This is a genomic window from Candidatus Defluviilinea proxima (assembly GCA_016721115.1).
Classification (GTDB): domain Bacteria; phylum Chloroflexota; class Anaerolineae; order Anaerolineales; family Villigracilaceae; genus Defluviilinea; species Defluviilinea proxima.
The window spans coordinates 3694977-3712509 of the sequence record JADKIW010000001.1 but is presented as its reverse complement, the minus strand read 5'-3'; the positions used below and the strand labels follow the sequence as shown (position 1 = coordinate 3712509).

At 49.6% G+C, this 17533-nt stretch carries 16 protein-coding genes; 12 read left to right on the top strand and 4 right to left on the bottom strand.

Annotated features, from left to right (window positions below; all coding sequences use genetic code 11):
• Positions 1-31: 31 nt before the first annotated feature.
• Complete coding sequence (gene acpP / locus IPP66_17175; GenBank protein MBK9927006.1) at positions 32-265, top strand: acyl carrier protein; 234 nt, start codon at positions 32-34, stop codon at positions 263-265.
• A 126-nt stretch (positions 266-391) separates the two neighbouring features.
• Here the strand turns inward: acpP and sucD are convergent, their stop codons facing one another.
• Both sucD and sucC read right to left on the bottom strand, forming a co-directional pair.
• Positions 392-1255 (bottom strand): succinate--CoA ligase subunit alpha, encoded by an 864-nt coding sequence (gene sucD, locus IPP66_17170; protein ID MBK9927005.1) that lies wholly within the window; start codon positions 1253-1255, stop codon positions 392-394.
• Between the two features lie 6 nt (positions 1256-1261).
• A complete protein-coding gene (gene sucC / locus IPP66_17165; GenBank protein ID MBK9927004.1) occupies positions 1262-2395 on the bottom strand; it encodes an ADP-forming succinate--CoA ligase subunit beta in 1134 nt (377 codons plus the stop codon).
• A 77-nt stretch (positions 2396-2472) separates the two neighbouring features.
• Here sucC and IPP66_17160 point away from each other — a divergent pair, with 77 nt between their 5' ends.
• The 9 genes from IPP66_17160 to IPP66_17120 all read left to right on the top strand — a co-directional run bounded on the left by IPP66_17160 (position 2473) and on the right by IPP66_17120 (position 10248).
• Positions 2473-4269 carry an ABC transporter ATP-binding protein gene (locus IPP66_17160; GenBank protein MBK9927003.1) on the top strand — a complete coding sequence of 599 codons (1797 nt, stop codon included), beginning with the start codon at positions 2473-2475 and terminating at the stop codon, positions 4267-4269.
• 127 nt (positions 4270-4396) lie between these two features.
• Positions 4397-4720, top strand: coding sequence for a GIY-YIG nuclease family protein (locus IPP66_17155; GenBank protein MBK9927002.1), 324 nt, complete (start codon positions 4397-4399; stop codon positions 4718-4720).
• A gap of 120 nt (positions 4721-4840) precedes the next feature.
• A complete protein-coding gene (locus IPP66_17150) occupies positions 4841-6637 on the top strand; it encodes an ABC transporter ATP-binding protein (protein ID MBK9927001.1) in 1797 nt (598 codons plus the stop codon).
• 151 nt (positions 6638-6788) lie between these two features.
• Positions 6789-7289, top strand: a complete 501-nt coding sequence (locus IPP66_17145) for a DinB family protein (protein MBK9927000.1) — start codon at positions 6789-6791, stop codon at positions 7287-7289.
• Between the two features lie 11 nt (positions 7290-7300).
• Positions 7301-7405 carry an ABC transporter ATP-binding protein gene (locus IPP66_17140; GenBank protein MBK9926999.1) on the top strand — a complete coding sequence of 35 codons (105 nt, stop codon included), beginning with the start codon at positions 7301-7303 and terminating at the stop codon, positions 7403-7405.
• A 235-nt stretch (positions 7406-7640) separates the two neighbouring features.
• The gene (locus IPP66_17135) at positions 7641-8609 is read left to right on the top strand and encodes a hypothetical protein (GenBank protein ID MBK9926998.1); all 969 of its coding nucleotides are present in this window, start codon (positions 7641-7643) and stop codon (positions 8607-8609) included.
• A 275-nt stretch (positions 8610-8884) separates the two neighbouring features.
• Positions 8885-9535: a hypothetical protein gene (locus tag IPP66_17130; GenBank protein ID MBK9926997.1), complete on the top strand. Its 651-nt coding sequence runs from the start codon at positions 8885-8887 to the stop codon at positions 9533-9535.
• Between the two features lie 133 nt (positions 9536-9668).
• Entirely contained in the window at positions 9669-9950 is a 282-nt protein-coding gene (locus tag IPP66_17125) for a DUF4258 domain-containing protein (GenBank protein MBK9926996.1), read from the top strand.
• A 73-nt stretch (positions 9951-10023) separates the two neighbouring features.
• Complete coding sequence (locus IPP66_17120) at positions 10024-10248, top strand: type II toxin-antitoxin system MqsA family antitoxin (GenBank protein ID MBK9926995.1); 225 nt, start codon at positions 10024-10026, stop codon at positions 10246-10248.
• Here the strand turns inward: IPP66_17120 and IPP66_17115 are convergent.
• Positions 10226-11830: an amidohydrolase gene (locus tag IPP66_17115; GenBank protein MBK9926994.1), complete on the bottom strand. Its 1605-nt coding sequence runs from the start codon at positions 11828-11830 to the stop codon at positions 10226-10228. The two genes, IPP66_17120 and IPP66_17115, sit on opposite strands and share 23 nt — an antisense overlap.
• A 98-nt stretch (positions 11831-11928) precedes the next feature.
• Between IPP66_17115 and IPP66_17110 the strand changes: the two genes are divergently transcribed.
• Both IPP66_17110 and IPP66_17105 read left to right on the top strand, forming a co-directional pair.
• Positions 11929-13113 (top strand): alpha/beta fold hydrolase, encoded by a 1185-nt coding sequence (locus IPP66_17110; GenBank protein ID MBK9926993.1) that lies wholly within the window; start codon positions 11929-11931, stop codon positions 13111-13113.
• Positions 13110-15605, top strand: a complete 2496-nt coding sequence (locus IPP66_17105; GenBank protein ID MBK9926992.1) for a hypothetical protein — start codon at positions 13110-13112, stop codon at positions 15603-15605. The genes IPP66_17110 and IPP66_17105 overlap by 4 nt, the downstream gene beginning before the upstream one ends.
• Here IPP66_17105 and IPP66_17100 read toward each other — a convergent pair.
• Complete coding sequence (locus IPP66_17100; GenBank protein ID MBK9926991.1) at positions 15566-17518, bottom strand: PAS domain S-box protein; 1953 nt, start codon at positions 17516-17518, stop codon at positions 15566-15568. The two genes, IPP66_17105 and IPP66_17100, sit on opposite strands and share 40 nt — an antisense overlap.
• Between the last annotated feature and the right edge of the window lie 15 nt (positions 17519-17533).

The following is a 17533-nucleotide window of genomic DNA, read 5'->3' as shown; positions in this document are numbered from 1 at the left end:
AATTGCCACGAAAAAACTAAAGGAGGCTCTAATGTCTGACACATATAACGAAGTGAAGGCGATTATCAAAGACTTGCTTGGTGCTGATGAGGCAAAGATCACAATGGAAGCTCGCTTCCGTGAAGAACTCGAAGCTGATTCTCTCGACCTTGTTGAACTGATCATGGCTTTTGAAGACAAGTTCGGCACCGAAATTTCTGACGATGATGCGCAGAAGATCACTTCCGTAGGCGATGCCGTCGCTTACATTGACTCACACAAGTAGTCATTACCCTAACGGGTTATCAGGATTATAACCGTAGAGCCGTCCACATGGACGGCTCTACGTGTTTCTCTCCTAAAATAAAAGTAGGGATGGGCAGCTGCCCATCCCTACTTTTATTGGTTGATGTTACTTCAAAAGCGACGGAATTTCTTCCGGGTGTTTTGCTACTTTCACGCCAGCGGCCTCGAGGGCTTTGACCTTGCCAGCGGCACTGCCTGCACTACCTTCGATGATCGCACCGGCATGTCCCATGCGTTTTCCGGGAGGAGCGGTCTGACCAGCGATAAACGAAACGACCGGCTTGGTCATGTTTGCGGCAATGTATTCAGCGGCCTTGTCTTCGTCGGTCCCGCCGATCTCACCGATCAACACAACCTTTTCGGTTTGCGGATCGTGTTCGAACATTTCCAACACATCAATGAAGTTGGTGCCATTGACCGGGTCACCGCCGATGCCTACGCAGGTGGATGCACCCATGCCGACCTGCTTCAGTGCATAGAGCACTTCATAGGTCAATGTGCCGGAGCGGGAGACAACGCCGACGTTGCCGGGGATGGCGATATTGCCGGGGATGATGCCGACCTTCGATTCGCCGGGCGTCAACATGCCGGGGCAGTTGGGGCCGATCAAGCGGACTTTCTTCTGATCAATATAATTGCGCACGCGCATCATATCTTGTACGGGCACGCCTTCGGTGATACATACGATGAGGGGAATGCCTGCGTCGGCGGCTTCGAACATCGCATCGGGTGCGAAGCGGGCAGGGACGAAGATGACCGAGCAGTTCGCGCCGGTCGCATCCACTGCGAGTTTGACCGAGTCAAATACGGGGACTTTTCCATCCAGCACCCATTCGCCGCCTTTGCCGGGTGTTACGCCCGCAACAACGTTGGTTCCATACGCAACCATTTGCGTGGTGTGGAAGATGCCCTCGTTACCGGTAATGCCTTGCACAAGAAGGCGGGTTTCTTTATTGATTAATATGCTCATTGTTAATTATCCCTTGGCCGCCGCAACTGCTTTTTTCGCAGCGTCTGCCAATGTTTCTGCTGTGATCATGTTCGCGTTCTCGAGCAACTTGCGTCCCTCTTCTGCATTCGTTCCAACGAGACGGACGACCATCGGTACTTTCGGCTTCACTTCATCCATCGCAACGAGAATGCCGCGGGCAACTTCGTCACAGCGGGTGATGCCGCCGAAGATATTGAATAGAACTGCTTTTACCGTTGGGTCAGAAAGGATGATGCGCATCGCGGCCGCCACCTTTTCTGCTCCAGCGCCGCCGCCGATATCTAAAAAGTTGGCTGGTTCGCCGCCGAACAACTTGACGATATCCATGCTGGTCATCGCGAGACCTGCGCCGTTCACCATGCATCCGATGTTGCCATCGAGCTTGATAAAAGAAAGTCCGTGACGACGAGCTTCCGTCTCAGCGGGAGCTTCTTCATCTATATCGCGGATCTCAGCCAGGTCCGCATGGCGGAATAGCGAGTTATCGTCGATCAGCATCTTGCCATCGAGTGCCACCAACTTGTTATCCCCTGTGATCACCAATGGGTTGATCTCGGCCAGTTCTGCATCTGTATCTTTGTACACCTGCCACAGTGCCGAAGCGATCTTGTTAAAGTCACGCCACAACTCACGCGGCAGATCGATCGAAGCGGCTATGTCGCGGGCTTGATAATCGCGCAAGCCAAGCAATGGGTCAATGTGCACCTTGATGATCTTCTCAGGTGTTTTCGCCGCCACTTCTTCGATGTCCACACCGCCTGCGGCCGATGCGATCATGACCGGCTTCTTTGCGGCGCGATCATTCGTAATGGCGAAATAGATCTCGGTTGCGATCGCGGCGGCTTCATCTACAAGTACTTTGCGCACCGGTAAACCTTTGATCTCCATCGCGAGGATCTGTTGTGCATAATTCGCGGCCTCATCAGAATTTTTGGCAACCTTCACACCGCCAGCTTTACCGCGTCCACCAACCAATACCTGCGCTTTAATCACTGCGCGGCCACCCAACTCTTCGGCAATTTGTTTTGCCTCATCAGCGGTAGCCGCCACCCGTCCTTTCGGGATGGGAATTCCGTACTTCGAAAAAATTGTCTTTGATTGATATTCGTGAAGTTTCATGCGTCTTCCCTTGAAGTGGATTTCAAAAGCACGGGCATTATACCACCCGGTTTTTATGGTATCCTCCCAATCCCCTTATGAAACATTTAATCCGAATCCGTACCTTTCTTAAGCCGTACGTTTGGCAGATACTGGCTTCCCTATTGATGCTCCTGATCCTCACGGGACTTGGCCTGCTTGTGCCTCGCATCATCCGTTCTGTGATCGACGATGCACTTACTCGTCGCGAAACAGATGCTCTCATCCGCTCGGCGCTTCTTTTGCTTGGACTTGGGCTTGGTTCAGCAATATTGAACTTGGGCAATCGCTATCTGGCTGAGTGGATCGCCGCACGAGTTGGCTATGATCTTCGCAATCGTGTCTATGACCACATCCAGCATTTGCCGTTCACCTATCACGATCATGTCCAAAGCGGACAACTCATCTCGCGTTGTATCGAGGACGTCCGTTCGATAGAACGTTTTGCAGGCGGCTCCGTGGCAGACCTGGTGCGGTTTGTCATTTTGTCCGTCGGCATTCTGGTCATCATGGTGACAGACAACGCGCGGCTGGCTGTTATCGCTTTGTTGCCCATGATCCCGTTGATCGTAATGACCTCCAGTTTTGGAACGAAGATCGGCAAGTTGTTCTTTGATGTGGATATGGCCATCGGTGAAGTTTCAAATCGTTTGCAGGAAAACGTTGTCGGTGTGCAGGTGGTGAGAGCTTTTGCACGTGAAGAATATGAGACCAAGCGGTTTGAATCGGCTAACAAGGAAGTGTTCAAGACCTGGGTTCATGTCATTGACGAATGGTCGAAGATCATGCCGACCACCAACTGGTTGATCTCCATCAGCACCATCCTCATTCTTTGGTTTGGTGGGCAAATGGTCATGGATGGGACATTGACGGTTGGCGCGATCGTTGCATTCAACGCTTACATCTTAATGATGGCCGAACCAGCTCAGCAGTTGACGGGACTCGTCAATGCGGGTGGTGAAGCTGCGGCGGGCGCACAACGTGTGTTCGAAGTGTTGGATACGCATCCAGAGATTCATACGCCGAAAGACGCGATTAAGCTTGATACCTTGCGCGGTGAAGTGGAATTCAAAGATGTGGAGTTGAAGTATAAAGATGAGAAAACAGCCTCGTTAAACGGGATCAGCTTGAAGGTCGAGCCGAATCGCATTGTCGCATTGATCGGGCAAACGGGTTCGGGAAAAACGTCGCTTGTAAATCTTATCCCGCGCTTTTACGATGTGACCGAAGGCGAAGTGTATGTGGATGGGCACAACGTCCGCAGTGTGGACTTGGTGACGTTGCGCAGGCAGATCGGCATTGTGTTGCAGACCTCATTGCTGTTCTCGGATACGATCAAAGCGAATATCGCGTATGGTCGCCCCAGTGCGACGATGGATGAAGTGATCGCCGCCGCCAAAGCCGCACAGGCGCACGAATTCATTGAAGGTTTTCCGAAGGGATATGACACGATTGTCGGTGAACGCGGTGTGACGCTTTCTGGTGGGCAACGTCAACGTGTGGCAATTGCGCGTGCGCTGTTAATGAACCCACGCATTTTGATCTTGGATGATTCGACGTCATCAGTGGACACACAAACTGAAAAGTTGATCCAAGCCGCGCTGGATAACTTGATGGAAGGCCGAACCACGTTTGTGATCGCGCACCGTCTGAGCACAGTGCGCCGCGCAGATATGATCCTCGTGATGGATAAAGGCCATATCGTCGAACGCGGCACACACGATGACCTGCTCAAGGCTGGTGGGCTGTATAAAGAAATCCATGATCTGCAATTGGTGGATCACGTGAAGTTTGCAGAGGAGATGGAAGATATACAGGAAGAGGAAGTAGATATAAAGAAGGAGCATGAGTTGTAGTTTCCTCGTTGACATCGTACCCGAAGAGTGCGTAACCAGGAGAGTTAAAGTTTGATTGAAACATGTCCTTCGACTGCACTTGTCGCAACGACCGCTCCTCGTTCCGCTCAGGACGGAGAAGACTTTTATGCCTTATCTTGTCTACATCCTCGAATGTTCTGATGGCTCCTACTACACAGGAAGCACGGACGATATTAATAAGAGATTGTGGCAACATCAAGAAGGTGTTGAACCTTCCGCGTATACGTATTCTCGTAGACCTGTGAAGTTGGTTTGGACTTCTGAAGAGACGCAACATTATTACGATGCCTTGCGATGGGAACGGCAGATCAAAGGTTGGAGTCGTGCAAAGAAGCAAGCGCTCATTCGTGGCGACCTTGATGGAATTCATGAAATTGTGAAAGTAGAAAGAAAAAGAAGAGAAGAAGTTAAAAAGAATACTCCTCGCTGAGCGGAGCGTAGCGAAGTCGAAGCGTGCATAAGGAAAATAATTTGCTTACATAAAGCATTGTCCTTCGACTGCGTTCGTCGCAAAGAGCGCTCCTCACTCCGCTCAGGACGGAAATAACTTATGACAACAAAAATCATTCCTCCCGATTACATTACCAAGTCTGAAGAAGCCTACGATAAGGGCTATGACCCCAAGGTGGCACGCGGACTGTTGCGATTCGTGAAGCCTTATTCGCGGCAGATGTTGATTTCACTGATTTACATGATTATCGTCACGATTGCGGCGGTGTCTGGACCGTACTTCGTCAAGCTTGCCATTGACGATGGCATCGGCAAACGGGACCTGCGTGCACTGGGCGTGATCGCCGTCACTTATTTTATTGTGGCGGGTGTACAACTCATTACGAACTTCTTTCGTGTGCGTATCATGTCGCGGGTGGGACAGCACGTATTGTATGACGTCCGCACGGCGATGTTCGATCATTTGCAGAAGCTGTCGTTGAGCTTCTATAACCGTTACAGTGTGGGACGTGTCATTACGCGCGTTATCAACGATGTGGGGACGTTGCGCGAGTTCATTACTTGGGCGGTGCTGGCGATTGTCCGTAACTTGTTGGCGATCATTGGAACTCTCGTTGCGATGTTGTCGCTCGATTGGCATTTGTCCTTGATCACGTTTGCGGTCATCCCGTTGATGATCCTTGCGACCTCGTTGTACCGCAACATCGCGCGCAGAAATTATCGCAAGGTGCGTGCGGCCGTCTCATGGACTAACTCAGTACTGGCAGAGAACGTCAATGGTGTGAGAGTGGTGCAGGCGTTTTCGCGTCAGGAACATAACTTCAAGAATTTCAAGGAGTATGTCAATCGCTACTTCCTTGAGACGAGTCTCGATGCGGCGAAGGTGGCTTCTGCGTTCACGCCGGTTGTGGATGTGCTTGGCGCGATTGCAACGGCTCTTGTTGTGTATATTGGCGGCAAGGCGGTGTTGGGAGAGTCGATCACGCCCGGTGTGTTGATCGCGTTCGTGTTGTACATTGACCGCCTCTTCGATCCCATCCGTGATCTGAGTCGACGCTTCGATACGCTTCAATCTACGATGGCGGGCGGCGAACGCATTCTTGAATTGCTCAATACGCCGATAGAGGTGCGGGATGCGGAAGATGCTCTCGAGATGAAAGCAGTCACCGGCGGAGTCCGATTCGAAGATGTCCAGTTCCATTATTCTGATGATGAGACTCTTGTCCTCGATGGAATTAATCTGAATGTGGATGCGGGTCAGACTGTGGCGTTGGTGGGGGAGACGGGCGCGGGCAAGACGACGATCGTGAAGTTGTTGACGCGCTTCCATGACCCGACTTCGGGTTGTGTGCGCGTGGACGGCGTTGACTTGCGGACAGTGACTCAGCAAAGCCTGCGGCGGCAGATGGGCATGGTGTTGCAGGACCCGTTCCTATTCAATGGTTCGGTGAAGGAAAATATTTTGTTCGGGCGGTTGGACGCGAGCGATGAAGAAGTGATCGCCGCGGCGCAGGCGGTGGGTGCGCATGACTTTATCATGGGCTTGAAGAATGGATACGATTCAGCTGTGGAAGAGGGCGGCGCGACGTTGAGCGTGGGACAACGTCAGTTGATCTCGTTCGCGCGTGCGTTGTTGGCTGACCCGCGCATTTTGATCTTGGATGAAGCGACCTCCTCAGTGGATACGCAGACCGAGCAGATCATTCAACGCGCACTGGCGACTCTGTTGCAGGGACGCACATCCTTCGTGATCGCGCATCGCCTTTCGACCATCACGAGTGCTGATAAGATCGTGGTCATTCACGATGGGAAGATCATCGAGCAGGGAACGCATACCGAGTTGTTGGCGAATCAAGGGATGTATTATGAACTTTATAAAACTGGATTCCAAGAGTAGGGGCGACCTGCCCAGTGCTGACCAATTTCATGGATTGCAGAGTCGCCTTGCCTGTCGTGACGATAGATGACCATGAAGGGTCGTCTTTACGCATTGTGCTAATATTGATCGGACTGTGATTTTGATAATCAAATAGAAAAGGATTTATACAATGAATATTCAAGACATTCGATTTATCTATGACTACAACTACTGGGCAAATAGAAAAATCCTTGCGGCTGCCACGAAAGTAACGGAGGAGCAATTTGTCACCCCGTCTGAATTTCCCATGGGCCCATTGCGTCGCACCATGCTGCATGTCGTCGATGCAGAATATGGCTGGCGTGGATTTTTTGAATCCAAAAAATTCAATGAGGATCTTAACCCGGACGACTTTCTGACACTCGAATTGCTTGAAAAGAAATTCCAGGAAGAAGAAAAATCCATGCGGATTTGTCTCGATGGCCTCACGGATGAAGATGTGGAAAACCATATTCAATATGTAAACGATGAAGGCGCCCTGCGTGATCGTGTCCTCTGGCATTGCTTGCTACACGTGGTCAATCATGGCACGCAACATCGCAGTGAAGCCGCAGCCTTGCTCACCCGTTACAATGCATCCCCGGGCGATCTGGATTTCACGTTATTTCTCATTGAAAGCGGTAACTCTTAGCGGATAAGATCGTGGTCATTCACGATGGTAAGATCGTCGAGCAGGGAACGCACACCGAGTTGCTGGCGAATCAAGGGATGTATTACGAACTTTATAAAACAGGTTTCCAAGAGTAGGGGCGATATCATGCCCGAAGGGTACCCGCCTAAAGTTGTGTTGAAGACAGGGGGGAGGAATGATTCTTGCCCCCCCCAAGCCTCCCCCAAATCCGACGAGGGGAAGTTTGCATGCGTATCCAAAGTTTATATCGTCGGATTTAGGGGAGGTGCCCGCAGGGCGGTGAGGGTTGAGTTGTATAAAACAGGCTTTCAGGAGTGACTCTTTAGCCACTTGTTTGTATAATTCTTGCTTATGATGACATCAACCAACCTTTATACTTTCTTTGGCAGTCCTACTCAGAAGAATCTCGAGTCTAACCAACGTGGACGTTTGACAGATGAACAGCAATTCGTACTAAAGAAGATGGTAAGGCAACAATTGTGGGGCATTGTCCGTTGGGTAGTTGTGTTAATGATCTTGTGTGGGGCATTTGGCTTTTTCTTTTGGGCAATGGTCAGCGATGGTTTGGGACCGTCATTGGTGGGGCCTGTAGTCGCGGCGGTAAGTGCTATCGCCATTGTATTGTTGGTTATGGCTGTTGTCCTTTTTCCTGATCTAAGTTTTATATTTGCGAGAGATGACATTGATATGGGTCAGGTTGAAACTGTTTTGGGCAAGGTGGAGTGGACAGGCCGACGGTATAAGATCGTTTCTGAATCTCGCAATTTGCGAACGGTACGTGGCAATGTTTCCATGCCACCTCCGGGGGAGTATCGCTTTTATTGTTTGCCCAATTCTGGTTTGGTGATTCAGGCCGAGGCGTTGATGAGAAGCGAGACTGCGGGGCAAGGTCAAAACCTGCTTCTGGATGCGTTGTCGAAGGCCCATCGATTCACAACGGATGATCTTGCATTGAATCGTCAGGGCACGTTGAGTGGAAGTCAATCACTGCGTTTGATCGGATTTGTGGCCGTGCAGGGAATCATGTTTTTGCTTTTTACAGGTTTTGGTGTTTGGATGTATTTCAATTTGCCGACGAGCGGTGAGGATCAAACTTGGGCAATCGTGTTTGGTGTGATCCTGATGTTGTTAGCTTTAGGCGTCGTTTGGAAGATATTCCAAACCTTCTTCGATCTCATAACACGAAGTGTGGCCCATGAGGAGGGATATGTCATCCGCACGGAGCACCGTACCCGCAATGGACGTTATTACACATACACGATTAAGAAGCTCAAGTTTAGGGTGTCACGTAACGCTTTCAACGCCCTAGTGGATAGCTAGGAATATCGAGTCTATTATTCCTCACGCAGTAAGGTGTTGTTGGCGATTGAGCCCATTGGTTCAGGCCCGCGTGTGATTCCCGATGTGATGGAAAGATAGAACAATTGCTTATCTAAAGATAAGTATATAAACCTGACAGGTTCGGTATTTTGGGTATTATGAGTTAAAACAGGACTTCAGGAGTAGGGGCGACCCGCCCAATGCTAATCTATTTTAAAGATTGCGAAATTACAATCAGGTATATGTAAAAACTGGAGCAAAACTAGGGATAGATCATGGAAAATCTAACTATTGGAAATATAGCTGTTGCTACAGTGATTGTGGGAATCCTAGATTTAGTTATTGTGGTGCTCGTGAGAACAGAAACAATCTTAAAAGCAGTCGAGAGAATAAAGGGTGTAATTCAACTTGATTATAAGAGTAGGGCTAAACGTTCAGAAGATGAAATTCGAATTTCTAAAAAACATGAATTAGTTGCAAAGGAAAGAGTGCGCAGTTCATTTGTAATAATGAATTTATGGGATTGTAAATGGACTTGGAATTGGTCGAAAGATTTTGAGCCAATAAATATTAAGGGGTTTTGTATAGGCGATTCTGAATATGACAGAATTTTGGGGAAGACTTACCGCATTGAATGTGACCAACCAGTAAACCCTTATTACCTTTTTCCGCAGCAAGATGCTGATGATAAAGTAAAAAATGAATATGAAAAGTCAACTATGGGTACATTGGCAATTGTGTGCTCGAATTCGAGTACTTATATTCACAAACCATATCGGGCAAAATTTGAAATACTAAAAAGCACCATCTCAAAACAAAATTCAACAGTCACTTTTGATGAATATATTTCAAAGGCAATACTTAGTGAACGTGATTTAAGAGTTGCCAAAGAAATCCAGAAACTCAATTGGCAATTCTGGAAATAATTTTTGTAAAGTAGATTCTCACCTTTCCCAACCTCCCCTGATAAACTTACCTTATCTTATTTTAGAATAGATTTATATATCCCTGCAGGTCCTTCCCGCCCTGCGGTTTTGTTTGTGCTAGAATGACTTTCCAGTGAATAATCCTAAAACCATTTTCCGTGTCCATGCCGTTCAACGAATGTTTGAGCGGCGTGTTGCTATTAAAAAAGTGTTGAGTGCAGTTGAAACAGGGGAGATCATCGAAGATTACTCGTCAGAAACGCCTGAACCGAGTCGTTTGATATTGGGGTTTCAGGGGAAGCGTCCGTTCCATGTGGTGATTTCTGAGAATCTGGTGACGAATGAAACGACGATCATTACGGTTTATGTCCCTGACCTAAATAAGTGGAAGAAAGATGCGAGGAGCCGTAAATGATAAAGACTTCGGAAGTCTTCTTTAATGCGCCAAGACGGGGAGTCTTCCAAAAGACTTCCGAAGTCTGGTGTCTATGATTTGCCTCATTTGCAGGCAGGCTGAGACTGTGGACGGGCTGACTACTGTCCAGTTTGAGCGCGGGGAGATGCGTTTGGTTGTAAACAACGTGCCTGCGCGAGTTTGTCCCAGTTGCGGGGAAGCGTATGTGGAGGAGGATGTCGCTGTGCAGTTATTGCAACAGGCGGACGAGGTGTCCGATGCGGGAATACTGGATGTTACTCAAGACTATCGTGCGTGACTTGTCCATCACAGATCGTCAACACAGCTTTCACGCGTAACATTTCTTCTTTCGGTGTTTGGAAAATATCTTCTGAAAGCATGACCACATCTGCGAGAAAGCCTTCTTTCAAGAGTCCCTTTTCGTGTTCCATGTGTTCGGCGTATGCCGCATCACGGGTGTAACCGAGTAAAACATCTTCGAGAGTCTGTGCTTGATTTGGGTCACCTTCTTGCCACGGAGTTCGATTCAATGCGGCGTGGATGCCCGTCATGGGGTTCATATCGGCCACGGTCCAGTCACTGCCGAAGGCGAGATGTGCGCCAGCGTTGCGCAATGTTTGCCAGGCAAAGGAGCGGCGATAACGCTCGGGTCCCACGCGCGCAGGCCAGGGGTCGGGTGAGCCGACTTCTTTCGGGGCGTGCAAAGGTTGCATCGAAGCGATCACTCCCAGTTGTGCGAAACGTCCAACATCTGAGTCATCCACCAATTCAATGTGTTCGATACGATGACGACTATCGCGCTGTCCATTTTGCTTGCGGACAAGTTCGTACGTATCGAGCACGCGTCGCACTGCGCCATCGCCCGTGCAATGGACAGCGACCTGCAATCCGTGTGCATCGGCTTCAAGCGCGAGTTCGGCGAAATGCTCGGGCTCAAATTGCGAAGTGCCACGCCAACCCGGGCGGCATTCGTAATCATCGAGTAGTAAGCCAGTGCCTGTTTCAATGACACCGTCCATAAAAAATTTAACCAGTCCGCCGCGCACCTTATTCGTAGATGCCGAGCGCATGTCCACTGCTTCGCTCAACACATCCACTTTCATTTCAGGGTCTACTCGAAATGGCACATACACGCGCAAGGACATTTCGCCGCGCGTTTCCAGCATTTGATACACACGCAGATTCTTGATGTTATCGTTCATGTTGTGCACGCTCGTCAAGCCGTAGCCTGCCGCCATCTTCACTGCACGCGCAAGCAGATCGAGAGTTTCTCCTTCCGTAGGCACAGGGATCAGATCTTCAACGAGGCTTCCAGCAGCCTCAAGCAATTCACCTGTTGCCAAACCATCCTCGCCCATCACCACTTTATCAAAGTCTCCCAGTTCGCGGCCGTTCAATAGATCCGCGCGACGTAACGCCTCTGTATTTGCCCATGATGTGTGACCATCGTACGCGACTAAAAATACTGGACGATCTGGGATGATCGCATCGAGATGATGACGTGTGATCGAGTTTCCATCTGGCAATACGCCGTATACCAGCCCGATCCCCGCGATCCATTCGGACCTTGAGTTTGATTCAGCGAAATTGAGCAATTCACCCCTCAGCATCTCCAACGAGCGGACATTCTGCAACTGCGCGAATCGCAATTCCTTTGCGCCAGCGAGCAAGTGGAAGTGACTATCAATCAAGCCAGGCAGAACCGTTCGCCCCTGTGCATCGACGACTCGTGTGTTCGGTCCGCGAAACGATTCCGCTTTTGGGTTGGCTCCCACATACAATATTCGATTTCCCTGAATAGCAATTGCTTCTGCGATTGATTGCTTTTCATCGGCTGTAAAAATTTTGGCGTTGGTAATGAGGAGGTCTGCGTGTGTCATGTTTTGGATTATAGCGGGATTTTAAAAATACTCTGGTGGTTTCGATACATGGCGCTTAAGGCTCCACTACTCAACCACCGATTTATCTTGATACAATCGTGCCCATGTATAAACGGACTTCCTTATGGCTATTGGTCTTTCTTGTGGCCTGTCAGCCTTCGCCACAAGCAACTTCAATTACATCAACGGCAACGTTACCCCCTCCACAGGTTGTTATCGAAACGATTACGCCTTCACCTGTCCCAACACTTACGCTTGTCCCCTCCGCCACCCCGACAGTTGAAGAGGCGATCTTTCCTTTCACGATCGAAGGACTTCGTCAGCATAACTATCAAGGTGGCGATATTCACATCCGCGAGACGCTCACAGAAACGGATGCGTACACTGCCTATTTGATCGACTATCCCAGCGATGGCCTTACGATCACTGGAGTGATGCAGATTCCCAAGGGTGAAGGTCCATTCCCGGTCATTGTGATGAATCATGGATACTTCAACCGCGGCGTGTTTCATTCAGGCGATGGAACAGATCGTTCCTCCGCGTTTCTGGCGGAACATGGATACATCACCCTCGCGTCTGATTATCGCAGTTGGGGTAAATCAGACATTGGCGCAAGCTTCTTTTATTCAGGTCTGGTCATTGACGTGATCAACCTCATCAATGCCGTCCCCTCCATTCCCGAAGCCGACTCGGAGCGTGTAGGCATTTGGGGACACAGCATGGGTGGGGGAGTCACAATGAAGGTGTTGACCATCCTTGGTGGTTTCGATAATTCCCACGACGCTTCGACTGCGCCGCCAACGAACGGCGGCTCCGCTCAGCGCGTGAAGGCCGCTGTTCTTTATTCTCCCGTCAGCGCGGACGACGCCGACATCATCAATCGCTGGGGCATGGGTTGCTTTGGTGACATTGCAACAGGTGAATTGATCGCCGGGTGCAACTCGTCCGATATCATTCCACTGAGTCTGCCGGCGAATGTACAGGAAGCCTATCGCTTCGCCGCATCTGATGCGGATACCCTGAAGAGAATCGCTCCTTTCTATAATCTGAATTATGTGGATGTGCCCGTTCAAATCCACTATGGGACGGAGGATGGTAAATACATCGGTGGCACTCCGCCCGAGTGGTCTATCAAATTAACGCAGGGTTTGCGCGATGCGGGCAAGCAAGCAGAGTTGTATCAGTACGATGGCGAAGGACATTCGTTCATCGGAGAGCCGTGGTTCGTGTTTATGCGGCGTACACTTGGATTCTTTGACGAACATGTGAAAAACACAAAATGAAAAAATATTTCCTGATCTTTATTGCTTTATTTTTATTTGCCTGTGCGCCTGTTCAAACGGCAACCCCATTACAAACATCTACTCCTACAGCCAGCGGACCCTACGATGGGAGCTGGTCTGGAACTGGTAGTGACCCATCACAAGGTAAGGAGTTTCAAATTTCCTTTTCTGTTCATGGTTCACGTATCACCGACATTCGCTATAGCTTCAATGGCAATGATGGTGTTCCGTGCAGTAATATTGATTACACCAACATCAAAGAGTCAGTTCAGCCAGTGGTGGACTCACAATCTCTTTCTATTTCATTGGGAGAAGACCTTATCACCACGATGGATTTTGAATCCGATGTGGCAGTCTCGGGCAATCTCACTATCCATTGGTTAAATCGTAATCCTCGTTGCAATGGTGATTACAACGTTACATGGACGGCGACAAAACAAGTTCCTCAAGTTGTTGATGTATCCACTCCGTCCACATCAAAAGCGCCGAATGGTTTCGAGACGTTCATTCAAATCTTGATCTTTGGTCTGTCCAACGGCGCATTACTTGCTCTGAATGCCATCGGCGTGACGTTGATCTATAGCACCGTCCGCACCTTGAATTTGGCGCACGGTGACGTCTTCGCGTTAACATCCGCGTTGGTCACGACTCTTGTCAATGTCATCGGCATTACGCAAAAGTGGCCGCCCTTGCAACTCTTCCTTACATTGATCTTTGTGTTGTGTATGTCCATGTTGCTGGGTGGTGTACTCAGCGTAGGTGTCGAACAGCTCGGCTTCAAACCCTTCCGCGGACGTTCCCGCCTCGCGCCTCTGATCGCTACGCTTGGCTTGTCTTTCATCTTATTTCAAGGGGCGTTGGTTTGGCGCACGTTTCAACATTCATGGATTCCCGGTGAACATCGCAGTGTGCCGGGCTTGCCCGAAGTGCCCACAGATGGCATCCCAAACCTTTTACCTGAGATCAATTTAGTGAAATCACTGGGTTTGCCTTATCAGGTCATTATCCGTTTTGCTGATGTCTTTGTTATCGCGATCGCTGTGGGGTTTGTCTTGTTGGCCACGTGGTTCCTGCAAAAGACACGCACTGGGCGAGCGCTCCGTGCGTATTCACAGAATCCACAAGCCGCACAAATTCTAGGGGTCAATGTCAACCAGACCATCACGCGCGCTTTTGCTGTCGGCGGTGCGTTCGCGGGTGCGGCCGCTTTTATCTTTGCGTTGTATTATGGCAGGCCGTTCGGAGTCCATGGCGCACAAAGTGGGTTGCTTGCATTTGCGGCGGCCTTATTGGGCGGCATCGGCAGTCCTGTTGGCGCATTGTTCAGCGGGCTTTTCGTCGGCGTGGTTTCCTCGCTCAGCGATTACTACGTCAGCGCGCAATGGACCCCGGTCTTGTTACTTGCGCTTCTGCTTTTTCTTTTGGTGTGGCGCCCAATGGGATTGTCTTCTTCTGTCGATCTGTTGGCAGAATCCGTTTCGGCGCGAGACTCGGTGATTTTGACGGCGACCAGCCGTAAGTCTGGGTGGATGCGTTGGTATGTCCCTCTCATCGCGTTTGCGTTATTGCCCATCCTTTTCCCGGGCAGTCAAAATATTTTACGAATCGTCGGTGTGTTCATTCTGCTCACGCTCGGGTTGAATCTCGCACTCGGCATTGCGGGTCTCCTTGATTTTGGGTTTGCCGCAAGCTTTGGTCTTGGCGCATATGGTGCGGTGTTGTTGAGTCATGGCGATGTTTTGCTGACGTTGTTGATCGGCGTCGTGATCGGTGGGGCGTTTGGTGCGATCAAAGGTTTGTTGGCGCGGCGGTTGCGTGGCGATTTTCTTGCCGTTGCCACGTTGACTTTGGGATTGCTTGCTCGACAGGTGATCATCAATCTGCCAACTGTGACCGGCGGTGTGGGCGGTCTCGGCGGTTTTGGCGCGCTTCATTTTTTTAACTTGAACCTGTTTCATCCGACGATAAAGTTTTATCTCGTCTTTGTGTTTGTTTTTCTCGTGGCGTGGTTTTCCAAGCACATCGTTGATTCGCGCATGGGACGTGCGTGGCTTGCCTCAAGTGAAGATGAACTGGCTTCGCTCTCTGTGGGCATTGACGTTTCACGTGTGCGTTTATTGGCTTTGGTGTTAAGTTCTGCGATGGCTGGATTAGCGGGCGCGCTCTATGCAGGGACTCTCGCCTACGTTGACCCTGAGACGATGTCCTTCCATATTTCTTCGATGGTGTTGGCGATGGTGATCCTGGGCGGGGCAGGGGATGTTTCCGGTGCAGTGCTCGGTGCGGCTGCAATTGTTTTATACGACAAGGTTTTTGTGCCACAACTTGCTACGTGGGTTGCATGGATATTGCCGAAGTTTGCCATCGGCTCTGCTCCTGACTTGCGCGGCGCATCGTTCTTCAACTTTGGCATTGCCCTATATCTGACAGTGTATTTCCGCGCGCGACAGCGTCACGGTGCTGGCAGTGTGAAGAAAACAGTCGTGCCTTGACCCTCGCCATCTGACGTAGCCCAAACTCTGCCGCCATGGACTTCGATGATCCGTTTTACGATGGCGAGGCCGATGCCGGTCCCATCTTCGTTCACGCTCAACTTTTGAAATAAGCCGAATACTCGTTCGAGTTGTTGTGCCTCGATCCCGATGCCATTGTCTTTTATGTAAAAGATGTACTTGTTGTCCTTGTCGCGGCCTTGCATGCCAATCGTGATCTGTGGATCGACTTGATCGCCCATGAACTTGGCGGCGTTATCCAAAAGATTTTGTATCACTTGTATCATGCGCGTCCGGTCGACCCACACAACAGGCAGGTCCTTTTCAACTTGCGGTATAACGTGATACTCCTCCAACCTGCCACGGACCGATTTCATTGCATCCTTCACGAGCTCTTCGAAAAGAACTTCTTGTGAAGGGTTGACGATCCTGCCAATGCGCGAGAGCTCGAGAAGTTCGTTCAGTAGCTGTTGCATTTTGTCCACGGCTTCGTTGATCCGGCTTGTATCCTTTTTCATGCGGTCGATGTTTCCATCCAAGGCATCTTTTTCGAGCAGTCCCAAGAATCCCTTGATCGTGATGAGGGGTGCTTTGAGATCATGGGAAACCGTATAAGTAAATTGTTCAAGCTCGGTATTCTTTGATTTCAATTCCATGATCAATCTATCACGATCCAGTTCCGCTTGTTTTCGAATTGTTATGTCCTTCATAATAGAGCCAATGCGATGGCCTGTGTCGGTGTGAATTGGGAAGAGAGTTTGGAGAATATACTTTGGGCCGCTATTGACGGGTTGAAGCACTGTTTCGAACGGATGATGGAAGTTTGAATACTTGCCTGTAGTTAGAATATTTTTGATCCGTTGTTTTGTGCTTTCGTAATTTTCAGGGGTTCGGCGGTTCTCAAGCATCAATTGAAATTGGACATCCCAAACAGATTTACCAAGAACTTCGTTCCGTTTGAGCCCTGTAAGGATCTCCTGTGCTGGGTTCCATTCAATGAGCAGACCTTGTTCATCCAGAAGCTGGATTCCCTCAGAGAGGTTTTCGATGATGGCCCTGAATTTGGTTTCACTCTCTCTCAGAGCATTTTCAACGGCCTTACGTTCGATCGATACAGCAGACACATGGGCCAGCGTTTTGCATACTTCAAGGTCGAGTGTAGGCTCTCCTTCACGTTGAGCGATGACTGCTGTGCCGATGAGTTTTCCTCTATGAGCTAACGCCATGCCTGTGAAGTTTCCAACACTGAGAGTGTTCTTAAGTATAAGTGCCATGGGTTTGGAGACAACCCCGAACGAGATCTCTGATAGATCTGAAAATACAACAACTTTTTCTGTCAGTATGCGAGCTTCCACCTCTGGGGAGACGGGAATTACCATTCCTAAAAGATTATGTCCAACAAGTTGATTGGCAGCGGAAAGGACCTGACCTGAAACAGTAACATTTTTAATTGTAAATGTCCGTGTAAGCGAGTCGTAAATCGTGATGCCAACTCCAAGTGCATTGGTGATCCCTAGTAATTTTCCGGTGATGAGTTTTAATATATCTTCGTCTGGTGATGCGGCCGCGCATTCAATGGCAAGTTCATTGACGGCCTGCATGCCTTTTGCTTTTTGTAGGGCCTCGTTTTCAAGTCTTTTCCTATCTATGTTCTCTTGCTTTAGGTCTTGGTTGATCTGTTCCCAACTGGCGGATTGTTTCACTAGATTGATGACAAAGGGAGCGACAATGGCTGGTACGATGGCGCCAATGATCGAATTTGTGACAAGCAATTCCAATGACATTTTCCCCAAAGTAACCAGACTTAGGATGGTTGTAAGCAGTGATGTGATTATGATTGACGTAACAATCGAGACCGCGACCAGTTTGCCGGTGCTGACTGTGACAAATTTACTCTGAATGAATCCGTACATGGTGCCTCGTCATAC

Coding starts and splice junctions, on each gene's coding strand:
- acpP (MBK9927006.1), top strand. CDS start 32: ATGTCTGACACATATAACGAAGTGAAGGCGATTATCAAAGACTTGCTT.
- sucD (MBK9927005.1), bottom strand. CDS start 1,255: ATGAGCATATTAATCAATAAAGAAACCCGCCTTCTTGTGCAAGGCATT.
- sucC (MBK9927004.1), bottom strand. CDS start 2,395: ATGAAACTTCACGAATATCAATCAAAGACAATTTTTTCGAAGTACGGA.
- IPP66_17160 (MBK9927003.1), top strand. CDS start 2,473: ATGAAACATTTAATCCGAATCCGTACCTTTCTTAAGCCGTACGTTTGG.
- IPP66_17155 (MBK9927002.1), top strand. CDS start 4,397: ATGCCTTATCTTGTCTACATCCTCGAATGTTCTGATGGCTCCTACTAC.
- IPP66_17150 (MBK9927001.1), top strand. CDS start 4,841: ATGACAACAAAAATCATTCCTCCCGATTACATTACCAAGTCTGAAGAA.
- IPP66_17145 (MBK9927000.1), top strand. CDS start 6,789: ATGAATATTCAAGACATTCGATTTATCTATGACTACAACTACTGGGCA.
- IPP66_17135 (MBK9926998.1), top strand. CDS start 7,641: ATGATGACATCAACCAACCTTTATACTTTCTTTGGCAGTCCTACTCAG.
- IPP66_17130 (MBK9926997.1), top strand. CDS start 8,885: ATGGAAAATCTAACTATTGGAAATATAGCTGTTGCTACAGTGATTGTG.
- IPP66_17120 (MBK9926995.1), top strand. CDS start 10,024: ATGATTTGCCTCATTTGCAGGCAGGCTGAGACTGTGGACGGGCTGACT.
- IPP66_17115 (MBK9926994.1), bottom strand. CDS start 11,830: ATGACACACGCAGACCTCCTCATTACCAACGCCAAAATTTTTACAGCC.
- IPP66_17105 (MBK9926992.1), top strand. CDS start 13,110: ATGAAAAAATATTTCCTGATCTTTATTGCTTTATTTTTATTTGCCTGT.
- IPP66_17100 (MBK9926991.1), bottom strand. CDS start 17,518: ATGTACGGATTCATTCAGAGTAAATTTGTCACAGTCAGCACCGGCAAA.